15 protein-coding genes are annotated in these 16,354 nt (G+C 28.2%); 5 read left to right on the top strand and 10 right to left on the bottom strand.

All coding sequences use genetic code 11. The features are described from left to right. Window positions 1-66: 66 nt before the first annotated feature. The 3 genes from UF10_RS06080 to UF10_RS06090 all read right to left on the bottom strand — a co-directional run bounded on the left by UF10_RS06080 (window position 67) and on the right by UF10_RS06090 (window position 4,063). On the bottom strand, window positions 67-1,644 hold the full coding sequence (locus tag UF10_RS06080; protein WP_106776932.1) for an ABC transporter permease/substrate-binding protein: 1,578 nt from the start codon (window positions 1,642-1,644) through the stop codon (window positions 67-69). Continuing rightward, the gene (locus UF10_RS06085) at window positions 1,644-2,786 is read right to left on the bottom strand and encodes a betaine/proline/choline family ABC transporter ATP-binding protein (RefSeq protein ID WP_106776933.1); all 1,143 of its coding nucleotides are present in this window, start codon (window positions 2,784-2,786) and stop codon (window positions 1,644-1,646) included. The genes UF10_RS06080 and UF10_RS06085 overlap by 1 nt, the downstream gene beginning before the upstream one ends. Before the next feature lie 446 nt (window positions 2,787-3,232). Further along, window positions 3,233-4,063: a hypothetical protein gene (locus tag UF10_RS06090; protein WP_106776934.1), complete on the bottom strand. Its 831-nt coding sequence runs from the start codon at window positions 4,061-4,063 to the stop codon at window positions 3,233-3,235. A gap of 697 nt (window positions 4,064-4,760) precedes the next feature. Here UF10_RS06090 and UF10_RS06095 point away from each other — a divergent pair. Then, window positions 4,761-5,144 (top strand): hypothetical protein, encoded by a 384-nt coding sequence (locus UF10_RS06095; protein WP_106776935.1) that lies wholly within the window; start codon window positions 4,761-4,763, stop codon window positions 5,142-5,144. Window positions 5,145-5,186: 42 nt separating this feature from the next. Here the strand turns inward: UF10_RS06095 and UF10_RS06100 are convergent, their stop codons facing one another. Beyond that, the gene (locus UF10_RS06100; protein WP_106776936.1) at window positions 5,187-5,429 is read right to left on the bottom strand and encodes a PF20097 family protein; all 243 of its coding nucleotides are present in this window, start codon (window positions 5,427-5,429) and stop codon (window positions 5,187-5,189) included. A 77-nt stretch (window positions 5,430-5,506) separates the two neighbouring features. Next, window positions 5,507-6,391 carry a diacylglycerol/lipid kinase family protein gene (locus tag UF10_RS06105; protein WP_106776937.1) on the bottom strand — a complete coding sequence of 295 codons (885 nt, stop codon included), beginning with the start codon at window positions 6,389-6,391 and terminating at the stop codon, window positions 5,507-5,509. A gap of 360 nt (window positions 6,392-6,751) precedes the next feature. Here UF10_RS06105 and UF10_RS06110 point away from each other — a divergent pair, with 360 nt between their 5' ends. Then, window positions 6,752-7,747: a choloylglycine hydrolase family protein gene (locus UF10_RS06110; protein ID WP_106776938.1), complete on the top strand. Its 996-nt coding sequence runs from the start codon at window positions 6,752-6,754 to the stop codon at window positions 7,745-7,747. 127 nt (window positions 7,748-7,874) lie between these two features. Here the strand turns inward: UF10_RS06110 and UF10_RS06115 are convergent, their stop codons facing one another. The 3 genes from UF10_RS06115 to udk form a co-directional block, all read right to left on the bottom strand. Next, window positions 7,875-8,255 (bottom strand): cell wall-binding repeat-containing protein, encoded by a 381-nt coding sequence (locus UF10_RS06115; protein WP_106776939.1) that lies wholly within the window; start codon window positions 8,253-8,255, stop codon window positions 7,875-7,877. 69 nt (window positions 8,256-8,324) lie between these two features. Then, window positions 8,325-9,116 (bottom strand): TraX family protein, encoded by a 792-nt coding sequence (locus UF10_RS06120; protein ID WP_106776940.1) that lies wholly within the window; start codon window positions 9,114-9,116, stop codon window positions 8,325-8,327. A 169-nt stretch (window positions 9,117-9,285) separates the two neighbouring features. After that, window positions 9,286-9,906, bottom strand: a complete 621-nt coding sequence (gene udk / locus UF10_RS06125) for a uridine kinase (protein WP_106776941.1) — start codon at window positions 9,904-9,906, stop codon at window positions 9,286-9,288. Window positions 9,907-10,169: 263 nt separating this feature from the next. Between udk and UF10_RS06130 the strand changes: the two genes are divergently transcribed. Continuing rightward, window positions 10,170-10,742 carry a biotin transporter BioY gene (locus UF10_RS06130; RefSeq protein WP_330403934.1) on the top strand — a complete coding sequence of 191 codons (573 nt, stop codon included), beginning with the start codon at window positions 10,170-10,172 and terminating at the stop codon, window positions 10,740-10,742. Between the two features lie 5 nt (window positions 10,743-10,747). Next, complete coding sequence (gene bioB / locus UF10_RS09500; RefSeq protein ID WP_330403935.1) at window positions 10,748-12,448, top strand: biotin synthase BioB; 1,701 nt, start codon at window positions 10,748-10,750, stop codon at window positions 12,446-12,448. Between the two features lie 106 nt (window positions 12,449-12,554). On the opposite strand, the gene UF10_RS06140 is transcribed toward bioB, so the two are convergent. Both UF10_RS06140 and UF10_RS06145 read right to left on the bottom strand, forming a co-directional pair. Continuing rightward, window positions 12,555-13,118 (bottom strand): LOG family protein, encoded by a 564-nt coding sequence (locus UF10_RS06140; protein ID WP_106776942.1) that lies wholly within the window; start codon window positions 13,116-13,118, stop codon window positions 12,555-12,557. Between the two features lie 334 nt (window positions 13,119-13,452). Continuing rightward, window positions 13,453-15,294 carry a glycerophosphoryl diester phosphodiesterase membrane domain-containing protein gene (locus UF10_RS06145; protein ID WP_106776943.1) on the bottom strand — a complete coding sequence of 614 codons (1,842 nt, stop codon included), beginning with the start codon at window positions 15,292-15,294 and terminating at the stop codon, window positions 13,453-13,455. 703 nt (window positions 15,295-15,997) lie between these two features. Between UF10_RS06145 and UF10_RS06150 the strand changes: the two genes are divergently transcribed. After that, complete coding sequence (locus UF10_RS06150; RefSeq protein WP_106776944.1) at window positions 15,998-16,354, top strand: CidA/LrgA family protein; 357 nt, start codon at window positions 15,998-16,000, stop codon at window positions 16,352-16,354.

The following is a 16,354-nucleotide window of genomic DNA, read 5'->3' on the forward strand; positions in this document are numbered from 1 at the left end:
ATTCTCTCTTTTTTCATTTACAAATATTTATTCATATAGCTATATACTTCTCAAAAGCTTAAACTTTTATATAAGTCCCTTTTCTTTTAAGAAATCTCTTGCTACATCTCTAGGCTCTTGACCTTCTTCATCAACCTTATAATTTAACTCCTGCATTACTTCATTTGTAAGAACCTTACTTAACTTATTGGCAGAAGCTTCTATTTCTGGATGCTTCTTATAAGTATCTCCCGTAGCTACTGGAACTGCATTATATGGTGGGAAGTATTTATCTGAGTCATTAAGCACTGTAAGATTATATTTCTTTAATAATCCGTCAGTAGCAAATGCATCTATCATTTCTACTTCATTATTTTCTAAAGCAAGGAATCTTGGTGAGTTGTCTATACCTATAGTATCCTTGAAATTAAATCCATATTTTTCAACAAGTCCTGGTAAACCGTCGTCTTTTCTATTTAAAAATTCTAAAGTAGCACCGAGCCTTATTTCATTGTCGCATTTTTTTAAATCTGATATATTTTTAAGTCCATACTTTTCAGCTGTTTCTGGTCTAACTGCAAGAGTATAAACATTATTAAATACAGTTGGATTAAATGCCTTCAAGTTATACTTTTCATCAAGCTCTTTTTTAGTTTCATTAAATACCTGCATCTCATCAGACTTTGCCTTATGCTTCAATATACTAACATAAAGTGTTCCTGTATAGTCTATATACATATCTATCTCATTACTTTTCATAGCACCAAATGCTACTTGGCTGCCACCTAGATTTTCTTTTCTTATTACCTTTAAATCTGTATCATGCTCTATCATATCTGCATATAAATGACAAAGTATTACTTGCTCTGTAAAGTCTTTTGCTCCAATAGTTATAGTATTTTCATTCTTTTTAGCTCCAGTTATAAAAGAATTACCTACCATAGCAACTATTAGTGCTACTATTATACCTAAAGTTACTTTCTGTTTTTTTCTCTGCTTTTTTAACTGCTCTTTTGACTTGCTAAAGCTTTTCTGGAGACTTATCGGAGTAACAAGTTTTTCAATTATTGCCATTAAATAATCTACTACTAAAGCCAATATACAAGCTGGTATAGCACCTGATAATATCTGTGCGTTATTTACTGTTCTTATACCTGAAAATACCAAAAATCCAAGTCCACCAGCACCTATAAATGCTGCCATTGTCATAAGCCCAACTGCAGTAACTGCAGATATTCTTACTCCAGCCATTATAACAGGTAGTGCCATTGGTATCTTTATTTTTGATAGAACCTGCCACTTTGTAAGACCTATCCCCGCTGCAGCCTCTACTAAATCTGGATCAATACTAGATATTCCAGTGTATGTATTTTTTATTATCGGTAAAAGAGAGTAAATTGTTACCATCACAACCGCTGGTAATACACCAATACCTAACAATGGTATTGCCAAACCTAGCATAGCCATACTTGGTATTGCTTGAATTATATTTGCAACACCCATAATAGGCTTTCCTAACTTCTTGATATAACTAATCAAGATACCCAAAGGAACTCCTATAAGTATTGCACACACAACAGCTATTACTGTCATTTCTATATGTTCCAATAGAAGTGATATAATTTGTGAACTATTTTGTGACATATATGAAATTAGTGAAGCCATTATTTAATCGCCTCCTCTTCTGAATTGTCTTCCATTAAGAACTTTCTGCTCAAAGTAGACACCATCTTACTGTTTGTAAGAAGTCCCACTAGCTTTTCATCTTTATCTATTACTGGAATACTGTTTACACTTGACTCTTCTATCATCTTTAATACATCAACCATATTGTCTCCAACATGAGCAACATATCTTACCTTGGACATAAATTCCTCTGCCTTCATTATAGGACTCGTTGCCTTGAATATAGAAGACCTTGTAACTATTCCTCTAATACGCTTTTCATCATCAACCACAATCAAGCTATCTATATTGTGATCTCTCATCCTCTTTACACATCTATTTCTAATCATATCACCCTTGCAAGTTATTGGTGTTTTGATCATGAAATCTTCAACTTTAATATATTGAGGAGAATCCCAAATTCTATTTGCACCAACAAAGTTTTTAACAAAATCATTTGCAGGATTTCTCAGTATATTTTCAGTCTTATCAAATTGAACAATATTACCATCTTTCAATATACAAATTCTATCTGCTATCTTGATGGCCTCATCCATATCATGAGTTACAAATACCATAGTCTTTTTTATCTTTGTCTGCATCTCCATAAGTTCATCTTGAAGATTAGATCTTGTCACTGGGTCAAGTGCTGAAAAAGGCTCATCAAATAATATAATATCTGGGTCATTTGCCAAAGCCCTGATTACACCAATACGCTGCCTCTGACCGCCCGACATTTCTATTGGATAACGATCAAGATATACTTCTGGATCCAAATCCACCATTTCCATCAAGCTATGTGTTTTTTCAAGTATCTTTTTAGGATCCTTTTTTTCAAGCTTTTCTATTACTTCTATGTTATCCTTAATAGTCATATGAGGAAATAGACCACCTTGCTGGATTACATAACCAATATTTCTCCTCATTTTAACCTTGTCCATTTCATTTATATCTTTACCGTCAATCAAGATTTTTCCATCAGTAATAGGTATCAAACGATTAATCATTTTTAAGGTAGTAGTTTTTCCACATCCACTAGGACCTATAATAACCGTCAGTTCACCTTCTTGTATTTCCATATTAAGATTTTTTAATACAGGATTTCCCCTATATTCTTTTGTAACATTACAAAATTGAATCATAATAGCACCTCCGTTTCACTAAAATTAATATTCTTTCTAATCATTTAGATTTATAAATTAAATATTAGTTACACTAACTATGTTATAACTTATAACAAATTATGTCAAATATGATAAGGGCTTTAAGTATCAAAAAAATTGCTCTTTTAAACTTATAAGATAACTTTTTATAAATGATAAATTACTCATTTTTATTGCAAAAAAAGCTTTAAAAGTCTTAAAATTTCAGTCATTTTATGAATTTTAAATTTTTTTATCTTTTTATGAAAATATAACAGATATATTTTTTATAATTATTTTTTATTTTTTTTATAATTATAACTTTTTTACTTATATATCCATATTCTATTTTATAGATTTTTAATAATTCGATTGAATCTATTTTAAATCAAACTTTCTAACTTATAAACATAATAACTTTAAATTTCTATATGTTTTTTCTAAACTTAAATATATATAGCTACTATTCCAATTGCTCCCATTATAAGAAGTACTAACCCCATCAATAACATACTCTGCTTTGGTCTCTCCTCCAAAACTTCTCCACTGTCCTTATCAATATAGATAGACATTTTCTTACCCAAAGGATAAAAGTTATAGTCATTTGAATGTAGCCTGCTTCTTCTTATCTTTTCTAAACCATCATACTCATACTTTAAAACGGGACAATATAGGGCAGTTGCTGCCTTATGTTTTTTCTCTCCTTCTTCATTAACATTTATTTTCTGCCACTTCAATACAGCTACTATCTCTGAATCTATTTCTTCTAAATTTCTCTTCTTTTCTTTCAAATATACAAATATTAGAGCTATTCCTACTAAGCTCGATAAGGGTGCCATTAAAGCTGTTAAATATGTCTCTGAAAACTTCATCTTTGCAAATGGCGTTAAAAATATAAAAAATCCTATTACAAGCATAAGCCATTGACCTAATAAAAATGTCTTGCTTTTATTGAAAACCTTCATTTTCAACTTATTAGATGCATCTGTCATTATGCTTATATCATCCCCTTTTTTATACTCATCCATACTGTTTATTGTATATCTTTTCTTTTTGTTATTATCTCTAACTTCAATATTTAACTTATAATAAAACTGTCTATAAAAGCCCTGATTATCCATTTCCTTGACCAGCTTAGAACTCAAAACCTTACCATCTATAAGTGTCTTAGGATTTTCCAATCTCTTCTGATGCCTTATAGTGCTAGTACTCACAAATATTAAAATAAAACCCAACAATATTTGAAAGTAGCCCCTAATACTAATTTCACTAAACATATTATCAACGTCTCCTCTATTTATATAAGTCTTTAGCCATCAAGTAATTTTTATGCTATTTTATATTCTATAGGCGCAAAATTATAAAATACAATAAAATCTAATATAATCAATATAATTTTAACTTTTAACTTGAATTCTGCCTATACATTATATTATACAGAATATTTCCTTATCTTTCCATGATATTTATTTAATTTTTCTGAAAAAAGCAAATATTTTTTTATTTATTTATTTTTAATATTGCTAAAATCTTAAGTATTTTCTATATATATTTTTAATAGCTATATTTTATTTATAAATTATCTTATTTAGCTTTCAAAATTTCACTTTTACATTTTTATATATTTATTCTAAATTAATATATGTATATTAATATTTCCTTCTACACACTACCTTTCAATGCTTATAAGTCTTTATGTTGAGTTTTATGTCCTTTAATAGCCATAATAAATGTATAATTTCATACATTTATTATGGCTTACTCTATATTTTTATATAGATTTTAAATATTTATAATGTTATATTTAAATTAAAAGAATAATGAAAATATTTGTTTTTAAAGGAAAAAATAAACATTTACCATAACATTATTCAACTTTAAATCTTATCATTTTCTTAACTATAATATTTAGAAATCAAAAATGATAATTATATTTTATAGCTTTAATAATATAAGCTAGGAAAGGACTATCAAATGGATCAAAATATAGGTAACAAAACCATTTCTAATGAAGTTCAAAAAGCAAAAAAAAGTAAACTGGCCTTAATTTCTCTTATACTAGGGGCTTTATATCTACTTTTTATAATTACTTATTTCACAAATACAGGCCTAAACTCTACTGATAGTGCTGAGGCTATTGGTGCTGGAATAGCAACAATGCTTGTCCTTCCACACATAATATGTACAGCCATTGCTCTTTTATTTAATATTTTGGGGTATGTTATGAATAAGAGAAACTTCATATTAGTAGCAGCTATATTGTACTGTGTCTCTATGATACTTTTCATAATGTACTTTATGTTCGTTATATTACAGGCCATATTATGCTTTGTAGCCTATGCAAAAATGAAAAATTAATAATAAAAACTCCCTATGACTAGTCCAAGGGAGTTTTTATTATTAATCACTTCTATTTTCATTTATCATCATAAGTAACTTCTTACATTCTTGACAGTGCCAAGCTGTACAATCATGCGATAAGTTTATAGATACTTTTACTCTTCTTTCCTGTATCTTTCTCTTTATCCTTTTAGCACTTATATCTTTTTCTGGTATAAAGACATACTTTTCATCATAGCCACCTATTCCTTCTCTTTCCACTCTTCCATTTTCCATCTCTTTTCCACATATTGGACAGTCCATAAATAACATCTCCTCTCACTTTTGCAAGATAACATTTTTAAACTATAAATATACTCTCTTAAATATATTATAGCTCATTAACAATAGACGTCTATGTGTGACTCCAATACACTGACATCAATTGGAAGTATATCACCCTCATCTCCATCTATATTTGTCGTCAATATTACACCATCATTTGATTCGATATGCCCCTTTTTAAACTTCTTATAAGCAACAAGCTTACTAGATGTATCTACACCCTTCAATAAATCTGGAAAAGTTCTTATAGTATCAATAACAGACTCATCTTTCAAACAAATCATATGTAAGTAACCATCATCTACTTTTGCATTCGGTAAAATCTGCTCAAAGCCCCCTATAGAGTTTGTCAATCCTATTAAAATCATGCTGCTTTGTATCTCACTTTCTTTTCCATCTGCCATTATTTTGAAAGGATAAGACTGAGTATATTTAAAATGTTTAAATCCAGATATAAAGTATGCAAATTTACCTAGTCTTGTTTTTTTACTAGAATCAACATCATTTATAGCTTCTGGAATAACACCTATAGCCACAACATTCATAAAGTAACTATTATTTATCTTACCTATATCTATTTTCTTTCTTTTAGAAATATCTATATTTTCTATTGCATCTTTAGGATCTAGTGGAATCGATAAGGCTCTAGCCAAATCATTCACTGTTCCTAAAGGAAAGAAACCAAAATTAGGCCTATATTCTTTTTCAGCTATACCATTTATCCCCTCATTGACAGTACCATCACCGCCCATAACAAAAACGCTGTGATATTTTTTTTCAGCTGCTTCACTTGTAAAGTTTCTAGCATCTCCTGCTTTCTCTGTATATTTTATTTTTACTTCATCAAATATTTCCTTTAATTTTTTTTCAGCTAGCTCTTCATAATCCTTAGCTTTTTCAAGGCCAGAACTAGGGTTTACAACAAGTAATGCTTTTTTCATAATAAACCTCCTTTTACTTTTACTTTTACTTTTACTTTTACTTTTACTTTTACTTTTACTTTTACTTTTACTTTTACTTTTACTTTTACTTTTACTTTTACTTTTACTTTTACTTTTACTTTTACTCAATTATACCAAAATCATATTATCTTTACCTTATTTTTTATAGTTATTAGATAAATATTGCTAGAAATATTCTATAATAAGCATATAATTTTCTAAAAATCGCTATATCAGCTATTTAACTTGAAATTTATTTGTATTTATAATAATATATCATAAGATTGACTTTTATTCAGTATAGTATTTTTTAAGGAATACTGTTTATAATAATTTAATATTTAATTTAAGGAGGTTTTTATGTGCACACATATCGTTTTAAAAAATAGTAATTCGAATCTTATTTCTGCAAGAACTATGGATTTTTCACTGGAATTAAACCCCTTGTTTGTTTCATTCCCTAGAAATTATGAAATGAATCTTATCTTTGAAGGAAAGCTTAATAAGCACTATGCTTTTTGTGGACTAGGAAAAAATGTTGGTGACTATTACCTTGCTGATGGGATCAATGAGCACGGTTTATCTTGTGCAGCTCTTTATTTTGAAGGATTTTCAAGTTATTCAAAAGAAAAATATAAAGACAAAGTAAATCTTGCACCTCACGAATTTTTACATTATATTTTATCAAACTTTAAAAGTAGCCAAGAAATTCTAGAAAATATCGAAAATATAAATATATTAGATCACACTTTGGACTTTATAGGAAAGGCCGCCCCATTACATTGGGTAATCACTGATTCATCTTCTCGTTCAATCATAATAGAGCCCCTAGATGAAGGCCTTAAAGTTTATGAAAATAAAGTTGGTGTGCTGACTAATAGCCCTGATTTGGACTGGCACTATACTAATCTAAGAAATTATATAGGTCTAGATATACACCAGCGTGAAGACAGAAAAATAGGGGACTTGCTCTTACAACCTTTTGGTCAAGGCAGTGGTAGCTTTGGACTTCCTGGAGATTTCACTCCTCCATCTAGGTTTGTAAGGACGCTTTTCAATAAGCTTAGCTGTAATGTTGGAGAATCACAGGAAGATCTTTTGGCAGATTCTTGTGCAATACTAAATAATGTTATGATTACAAAGGGTAGTGTTAAAACCATCAACAACTCTATTGACTATACACAATATGTTTCCTATATAATGCATGATACTTTGACTTATTATTTTAAAACATATACTAATCCTAATATTAGATCCTTTTCTTTACTAGATTCTAATATAGATGATGATAAAATCTTAGTATTAGAAATAGATGATAAGTTTTCGGCAAAAGATATATTAAAAAATAACATATAAAAAAGAAAAGAGGCTTATATAAGCCTCTTTTCTTTTTATTACTTAAGTTCTATTTTTAATCAGTCTATATTTTTTACCTATCTAGTCCATTGCTTATAAGCAATTAATATTTTTACTTATTCATCATTTACCTTTTACCTAATTCTGTAGATTCTGTGTATCTCTTAGATATTTCTACGGCTGTGTTATATCTATTGCTGCCAGCTACTCTTTCCTTATTTTTGATATCTAGCTTATCTTCTATACTATTAGATACTGAATTATATCCTCCACCAATTAATATATTTTCAATTGTCCAATCATTTATAGCCTTTGCTGTTGTTGGATGAGTATTGTTTGGTGTTGTCAAAAGAATAGGTGACTTAAACTTAGCTGCCAGTGAACTAATAGTGATTCCATCTGGGAAGTCTGTTCCATCAACTAAAATCATATCTTTTTTATTATTAGTCTTTTCTCTTAGACTATCAGCCACTTTATATGCTGTTTCATAATTATTTTGTCCAGCGATTCTTCTTACATCATGACCTCATCATATTTTTATATACAAAAAGGACCTCATATGAGGCCCTTTTCCAAACTATTTATTTATAAAATATGAGATTGTATACAGTAAATAAATATGTGCTGGATAGAATATATAGAAGAAGTACTTACTTCCCTTTCTTCCAGGCTTTCCATTATACATAGAAATTGGTACTATTGATAAAAGCATCAATGACTGCAACTTATTACCTGTGATATATACAAACACTGACATTAAAATAAGTGGCATCATTCTAATCCATAAATTTTTATCTCTTAACAAGTAAAATAATACTGCTAGTGCTATCCAAAGAACACCACCTTCTACAAGTATAGGTGTTGGGAATATAACTGCAAGTACCTGCATCAATAATACACTCTTAGATGCTGAAATTAAAACTAAAGCTCCCATTAAGAAAGGTAGCAAAAATGCCAAAATAGATAGTATTATTTTTTTAAAGTTTTTATCTTTAATAGCTAATTTCATTACATCTATGAAATACATATAGTATAATCCCAAAAATATTGTTCCAAATATAGAGTTCATTAAAACTACTGAATCCAAAGGCATGACCTTTTGTATTACTATAGAACATGCAGACATTAATATATATGCAATCCATAATCTAGCCATATACTTTTTCTTATTCTTTGTATAATAAAATCCTTCAGCAGATAAAAATAGGAATATCGGTGCTACAAGTCTTCCCACTCCAGTAAACCACATAGGCACTCCATTCATATAAAACATCTGGTGAATATGGTCAAATACCATCAATATAATTCCTAATATTTTTAGTTGATAGGATGTTAGTCCTTTAAAATTCTTAAATATTGCCTTTTCCATAATTATACCTCCAATTCTTTTTTTGTATAAAACATATTATATCAGATATATAAATTGTTTTCTTCTTACAGAAATGTAAGGTTGCAAAGAAAAGGTTTTTTATTTATAAATTCAAGATTTTATCGCAAAAATAAAAAATAGTTGGCAAATGCCAACTATCAAAATGATTTTATCTATTTTTTAAGATTGAATTAATATGTTTTACTAACATATCAATAGCTATTATATTTTCTCCACCTCTAGGAATTATAATATCAGCATATTTCTTTGAAGGTTCAACAAATTCCTCGTGCATAGGCTTTACAGTTTCTCTATACTGTGTCAATATAGAGTCTATTGTTCTGGCTCTCTCTGAAATATCTCTCAATATCCTTCTCATCAATCTTTCATCTGCATCTGTGTCCACAAATATTTTAACATCCATTAAATCTCTAAGCTCTTTATTCTCTAATATCAAAAATCCATCTATTATAATTACAGGTTGTGGCTTAACTAGATATTCCTTCTTAGATCTTGTATGTATTGTATAGTCGTATTCTGGTCTATAAATCTCTTCCCCAGATTTAAGCTTTTTTATATCGTTTATCATCCTATCTGTTTCGAATGAGTTTGGATGGTCATAGTTTAAATTATTTCTTTCTTCCATAGAAATATCATCATTTGATTTATAGTAATAATCATGACAAAGAACTTCTATTTCTTCTTTAAACTCTTTTTTTAATTTCTCAATAATAGTTGTTTTTCCTGAGGCAGACCCTCCTGCAACACCGACTATCATTACTTTACTCATAACTTTCTCCTTTTCATTAAAGCATAGACTGCTTTATCAACATTTTCTCTTAGTTAAATTGCTTTTTTTATTCATATATAGGATTACTACCCATATTATCTTATCAAAAAAAATAAAAAAATACTAGCAAAAATTGTAATATATAAGCTTTTGATAAAATCCTTTTTTAAAAAACCTATTGTAAACCCGTTTATTTTAATAGTTTACAATGTCCGTTTTTTATGTTAATATACTGATATTATATGGATTAAAAGGAGAATAAAATGACAGAAAAAACTATGAAAATGAATAAAACATTTGATGTGAAGTCAATGGTTCTATGCTCATTATTTGCATCATTATCTTGTATAGGTGCTTTTATACAGATACCTCTTCCCAACTCGGACTACTTTACTTTACAATATTTATTTGTAATGTTAACAGGAATGTTATTAGGATCAAAAAGAGCTTTAATATCTATTTCAAGCTATGTTTTTATGGGACTAATTGGTTTACCAGTATTTGCAGCAGGTGGCGGAATCGGCTATCTACTAAAACCTACTTTCGGATATCTTCTTGGATTTATCTTGTCTGCATATCTTGTAGGCTATCTATGCGAAAAATTAAATGCTAATAGTTTTTCTAAATTTTTTATATCAGGTCTGTCAGGATTTTTAGTAATATATATAGTCGGATTCGCTTATAAGTATATGATTTTAAACTTCTACTTATCTTTTAAAATCCCTTTTATAGCTATTTTACTATCTGCATTTCCAATTGATATGCCAGGTGATTTTATAATGACTATTCTAGCATCTATATTGGCTGTAAAAATTAAAAGGGTGGTGAAAATATAATGAGTATGGAAATAGAAAGAGCTAACCTAAAAACAGTTGAAATTAAAAATATGATTTTAAACGGCTACAAGTTAGAGTTAAAAGATTTACAGTATCTAAAAATAGCCGACTTGGATTTACTATCAAGTTGTGCTAAAGAAATAAAGGAGTTTTTTTCTTCTACAAATTTTGAACTTTGTACCATTATCAATGCAAAGAGCGGCAAGTGCAGTGAAGATTGTAGTTTTTGTGCACAATCATCATACTATGACACAGATATAGAAAGCTATGATTTACTTGATAATAAAGATATTCTAAAGTCTGCCATTGATAATTATGAAAATGGAGTCAATAGATTTTCTATAGTGACATCAGGTAGAAAGTTATCTGATTCTGACCTTGAAATATCTTGCAAAAGCTTCGAGATGATATCTTCCCTTTGCCCTATAGAACTTTGTTCATCAAATGGACTTTTAAACTTTGAGCAACTAAAAAAACTAAAAGATTCAGGTGTAAGCAGATACCACAATAACCTTGAAAGCTCAAGATCATTTTTTCCAAATATATGTAGCACACATAGCTATGATGAAAAAATAGAAACTATAAAAGCAGCTCAAAAGGCAGGATTATCTGTCTGTAGCGGACTTATCTTTGGATTAGGTGAATCAATTGATGATAGAATTGATGCAGCCTTCACTCTAAGAGACTTAAACGTTGATTCTATACCTATAAATTTATTAAATCCTATAAAAAATACGCCCTTAGCTAATAATAAAATCTTGGAATATGACGATTTTAAAAGGTCTCTTGCAATTTATAGATTTATATTAGCAGATAAAAATATAAGGTTGGCAGGAGGCAGAGTCTTGCTTCCAGATAAGGGTAAATCCGCTATAGAATGTGGTGTGGACTCTATGATTTCTGGAGAAATGTTGACAACTTCAGGTATAAAAACATCTGAAGATATCAATATGCTTCACTCCCTTGGGTTATCAGTGAAAAGTAACAATACAAATCTGGATATAGATCATATAGATAATATTTCTGAAGTTCTTTTAAAAGTCGAAAATAATGAAAAAGATAGCCTCAAGTCAAGTTCCAATTCTATATTTATAAGTGGAACAAATACTGATATTGGCAAAACCTTTATAAGTAGCAAGATAGTAAATATACTTTCAAGTAAAAATATCTCTACCATCTACTATAAAGCAATACTTAGTGGTGCTTATGGCGACTCAGATAATTTGATAGCTGGCGACTGTCAGTATCTAGTTGAAAACTCTCATTTGAAAGAAAGTGCGAATGAACTAGTAAGCTATGTTTTTAAAGAAAGCTACTCTCCACACTTAGCCGCAAAAGTAAATAACTGCCATATAGAAGTCGAAAAGATATTGAATGATTTTAAAAACATTACAGAAAATATGGACTATTGTGTTATAGAAGGTTGTGGTGGAATAGTTTGTACACTTTATGAATACAAAGATACACTATTTATGCAAACAGATTTAATAAAAGAGCTTAATACTGATGTCTTACTAGTAAGTCCAAGTGGTCTCGGCTCTATAAATGCTGCTATTAGCTCATATGAACACTGTATAAATAATGGTATTTCTGTTAGAGCTATTATTATGAATAACTTTGATAGACACAATATTATTCATATAAATAATAAAAAAATGATTGAAAAAATAAGTAAACTTAGAGTATTTTTTATGGAAGAAGAATGATAAACCAATAATAAAAAGCCATCTACTAAAGTGATGGCTTTTTATTATTTATAGAACATACAAAATATATCAAGTATATAATATTTTTATATAGAACTAGATTTATTTAAACTATTTTACTACTTAAGCTTTTATATAGGCCAGATAGATATTCCTCCATCTCTTCTATTGAATCAATAAATACTAGCTTTTTATTATTTTCTTCACTCAAAAATCCTTCGTCAGCCATTTTTATGAATTGACTTTTCAAATCTTCATAAAATCCATCGATATTTAAAATAATACAAGGATTAGAAATTCTTCCTATCATAGACCAAGATAAAACTTCTGATACTTCTTCTAATGTTCCCAATCCACCAGGAAGTGCTATATATAGATCTCCATTTTCAATCATTATTTTTTTTCTCTCACTCATATTTTCAACCTTAATTAATTGAGTAACTCCTGAGTGTGCAGCTTCAATATCTGATAAAAATTCTGGCCTAACCCCCAAAACCTTTCCTCCATTTTCTAGTACAGTATCTGCAATTACACCCATTAAGCCTGATGCTCCACCACCATATAATAAGCTATGATCATTTTTGCATATCCACTTAGCTAATTCTATTGCTGAACTTCTATACTTTTTATTGCTTCCCATATTCGATCCACAATACACTGTTATATTCATAGTATTTCCTCCTAATAGTATCTATTTTTTATATTATTAATCTAACTTTATATCTATATTACTATATGATTCTTATTTATTCCTATCTTTACTGTTTTTACTTCTTTTCATCTTTTACACCTTTATACTTTTACTATTTTTTACTTCTTTTCATCTTTATTTTCTATCTTTTATATATTTATTATCTTCATTATTTTTACGGTTTTTACTTCTTTATATACTTCATATCTTTATTGCTTTATAGAATTCTTATTTTTATATCTTTAGCTAGTATAATCAATAAAATATACTCGATTTATAAAATAAATCCACAAGTTTTTTAACTATAAAGCTATTATGGTAATAATTTATCCTCTAGATTTCTTACAAATGATGATAAAATCAAATCATTACTTGTCAACTTTGAGTTTTCACTTACTGCCTCTTTCACTTCTAATGGATAGTCTGTAATTATTCCATCTACATCCATTTTAGAAAATTTATCTATAGATTCTTGAGTATTTACAGTCCAAACTATGACTTTTTTACCCTTTTTATGTAGTTTTTTTATATTGCTATCTGTAGCTTCTCTTTCTTCCATAATCATATAGTCAGCATCTACACTTCCATAGTTTCCTAACTTTATAAAGTATATTAAACCTGTATCAAAAGTAGAGTCCTTATTTTCTATATACTCTATATCTCTTATATTCAAAGAGGTAAAAAATACCTGTTTTTTCATTCCTTTTTTTCTTACAAGTTCCATCAAGTCATCTATCATCTCATGATCTATACCTTCTTTTAATTCTAGATTTATTTTTATTTTATTTTTACAAACATCCAAAACCTCTTCAATCCTAGGTACTTTCTCACCAGCATACCTCTGTGAAACTCTTCTTCCTATATCTAAGGTCTCTATCTGAGAATAATTTAAGTCAGACACCTTTTTATTTATAAAATAAGGCTTCTCATATGAAACCCTCTCGAAAGTTTTATCGTGATTTAATACGTACTTTCTATCTTTAGTTCTTTGAACATCTATTTCTATATAATCTATATTGTTATCTATTGACTTTTTAATGGCACTAATACTATTTTCAGGTGTACCTACTCCATATCCCCTATGCCCATATATTTTTATATGATTATTATATCCTATTATCTCTCTTGTAAATATTCCCATAGTCATTGAATACAATAATAAAGCCGTTAAAGCAATTGCAATAAGAGTTTTTTTCTTATGAAGTATATTATCCAACATAGATTTTTTTGTTTTTTCTGCAATTTTAGGATACTCTATATCTTTAGGATCTATCAACTTATAGAATAGTTTTGTTACATAATAACATTCAAAAGGTACTAACAATATTGATATAATTAATATACCAAAGTTTTGAATTTGTAAAAGAGCAATCATTATTATTCTAGAAAGATAACCATCTAAGTTTAATTGTCCAGATATTTTCACTATAAGAGTGAGCCATATAAATAAAACAATAGAAGATATTAAGGCTGTAACTATCAACATAACAGCAAGTTCTTTTAAAACAGTTTTTCTATTTTCTTTAAATAATTTAGAACTTGCCTTTATAGCTTCATTTGCCTTCATATTATTTATTATCATATAGTTAAATGTAAAGATAAACTTCAAACTAACATATATTAAAAGTATAATACCTATACTGTATATAATTGTATATAGCGTATTTTGATCTATCTCACTCATAATGAAGTTTGGCATATCAAAACCTTTTAAAAAGCTAAGTTTAAATCCAACTCCAGACATAGGTGCCATAAAAATCACATATAAAAGAATAATTATCCCACCAACTGATAACATTCTGGGCAAAAGTCTTATATTATACTTTAATATCTCCCAATAACTAGACTCCTTATAATTAGCCTCTATCTTTGAACTTATAGTAATATATCCTCCAATTTCAATAATAATCTCTAAAACTACTATTAAAAATAAAAATAAGAGAAAAATTGCTCCAGAAGGTGTCAGCATAAATTTCAATATATCTCCATTTGTAAATACTACGCTTCCATCTTTTTGAATTAAATATCCACTTAATAAACCATATATAGGTATAATTATAATAGATAAAAGACCTCTTGTAATAATTTGATATTTCAAAAATTTCTTTATATTAACAGTAAATTTCCCCACCAATTTTATATAATCCTTCAGCATATTAAAAATATCTCTCACCTCCTAAAATATACTCAACAAATTGTTGGCCTAAATTTTTTAGACTTACTAATTGTATTATACTACTTTATAAATATCTTTCAAATAATAATAGCTATATATTTAATCTATATCGCTATTTTTAGTTTTTTTTATGAATTTCTTTATTTTTTCTTTATTTTTTTCATTTACTGTCTATCTAGATATTAACTATATCTTTTACTTATTTTTATTTGCTCTTTATTTATCTATTGACTATACATTTCACTTATTTTTTTCTTTTCCGTATATCTAGTCTTATTATACATTTTACTTATTTTTTCCATATACCTAGACTGACTATATATTTTATTGATTTTTAACTTGTTTTTATTTTACTATCTCTCTAGATATTAACTATGTATTTTATTAATTTTTTACTTATTTAATATTCCGTTTATAGTAAAGTGTTTTTTTAAATATACACTTTAAAAGAAAACTCTTTAGTATATTTTTTCTTCATATACTTTGTATACAATATACTTTTTTGAATAGTATATCTTTAATATAGCCCTTAAAGCCTTTAAACAGCTTAAAAAATCCTTGTATAATATCTCTTTTCTGCTATAATAAAGATGTTGCATTTTAGAGAATGTACAACTAAAAAATTAATTTATATTAAATTTGGCTATTTTGCCAAATATTTTTTATTGTAAAAGGAGAATTTATGAAGTATTTAAAACAATTTGCTATAGTAATTGTGATTACATTCATAGGAGAAGCTCTTAATCAAATTCTACCTCTTCCTATACCTGCGAGTATATATGGATTGGTGATTATGTTAACAGCACTTATGACTAAAATATTACCTGTAGAGAAAGTTAAAGATGTGGGTAAAATGCTTATTCAAACTATGCCTATCATGTTTATACCAGCTGGGGTTGGATTGATTACGGCTTGGGATAAATTGGGACCTATCATATTACCTGTTACTGTAATTACTTTTATATCTACCGTTGTTGTAATGGTAGTGTCTGGAAAGTTTACAGAAACTCTAATAAAAAATAACGAAAAGAGTAATTAA

This window comes from Peptostreptococcus russellii, from assembly GCF_003012055.1.
Lineage (GTDB): Bacteria > Bacillota > Clostridia > Peptostreptococcales > Peptostreptococcaceae > Peptostreptococcus > Peptostreptococcus russellii.

What these genes read in the sequence shown, in the direction of transcription:
- UF10_RS06080 (WP_106776932.1), bottom strand. Translation starts at nt 1,644, where the DNA reads ATGGCTTCACTAATTTCATATATGTCACAAAATAGTTCACAAATTATA.
- UF10_RS06085 (WP_106776933.1), bottom strand. Translation starts at nt 2,786, where the DNA reads ATGATTCAATTTTGTAATGTTACAAAAGAATATAGGGGAAATCCTGTA.
- UF10_RS06090 (WP_106776934.1), bottom strand. Translation starts at nt 4,063, where the DNA reads ATGTTTAGTGAAATTAGTATTAGGGGCTACTTTCAAATATTGTTGGGT.
- UF10_RS06095 (WP_106776935.1), top strand. Translation starts at nt 4,761, where the DNA reads ATGGATCAAAATATAGGTAACAAAACCATTTCTAATGAAGTTCAAAAA.
- UF10_RS06100 (WP_106776936.1), bottom strand. Translation starts at nt 5,429, where the DNA reads ATGGACTGTCCAATATGTGGAAAAGAGATGGAAAATGGAAGAGTGGAA.
- UF10_RS06105 (WP_106776937.1), bottom strand. Translation starts at nt 6,391, where the DNA reads ATGAAAAAAGCATTACTTGTTGTAAACCCTAGTTCTGGCCTTGAAAAA.
- UF10_RS06110 (WP_106776938.1), top strand. Translation starts at nt 6,752, where the DNA reads ATGTGCACACATATCGTTTTAAAAAATAGTAATTCGAATCTTATTTCT.
- UF10_RS06120 (WP_106776940.1), bottom strand. Translation starts at nt 9,116, where the DNA reads ATGGAAAAGGCAATATTTAAGAATTTTAAAGGACTAACATCCTATCAA.
- udk (WP_106776941.1), bottom strand. Translation starts at nt 9,906, where the DNA reads ATGAGTAAAGTAATGATAGTCGGTGTTGCAGGAGGGTCTGCCTCAGGA.
- UF10_RS06130 (WP_330403934.1), top strand. Translation starts at nt 10,170, where the DNA reads ATGACAGAAAAAACTATGAAAATGAATAAAACATTTGATGTGAAGTCA.
- bioB (WP_330403935.1), top strand. Translation starts at nt 10,748, where the DNA reads ATGGAAATAGAAAGAGCTAACCTAAAAACAGTTGAAATTAAAAATATG.
- UF10_RS06140 (WP_106776942.1), bottom strand. Translation starts at nt 13,118, where the DNA reads ATGAATATAACAGTGTATTGTGGATCGAATATGGGAAGCAATAAAAAG.
- UF10_RS06145 (WP_106776943.1), bottom strand. Translation starts at nt 15,294, where the DNA reads ATGCTGAAGGATTATATAAAATTGGTGGGGAAATTTACTGTTAATATA.
- UF10_RS06150 (WP_106776944.1), top strand. Translation starts at nt 15,998, where the DNA reads ATGAAGTATTTAAAACAATTTGCTATAGTAATTGTGATTACATTCATA.